Origin of the sequence: Jeotgalibacillus marinus (assembly GCF_040801915.1) — a bacterium.
Classification (GTDB): domain Bacteria; phylum Bacillota; class Bacilli; order Bacillales; family Jeotgalibacillaceae; genus Jeotgalibacillus; species Jeotgalibacillus marinus.
Genome location: NZ_JBFMIA010000338.1, coordinates 1 through 225, shown reverse-complemented (window position 1 = coordinate 225; position 225 = coordinate 1). Strand labels below are relative to the sequence as shown.

Sequence of the window (225 nt, the reverse complement as noted above, 5' to 3'; positions counted from 1 at the left end):
AAAAAGAAAAGGAAAGAGGGGGAAAAAAAGAAAAAGGAGGAAGGGGGGGAAGAGAAAAGAGAGGAAGAAGAAAGAGGAGGAAAAGGAGGGGAGGAGGAGGAGGAAGGAGGGGAGGGAGAAGGAAAGGAGGAGAAAAGAAAAGGGGAGAGGAAGGAAAGAGGGGGAGAGGGAAAAAAGGGGGGAGGGGGGGAAAAGGGGGGGGGGAAAGAAGAGGGGAGGAGGGGA

The 225-nt window shown here is 53.3% G+C and carries 1 protein-coding gene; it reads left to right on the top strand.

Translation table 11 applies throughout. The features are described from left to right. On the top strand, positions 1-225 hold a 225-nt coding region (locus AB1471_RS19220; RefSeq protein ID WP_367781094.1), incomplete at both ends, for a hypothetical protein.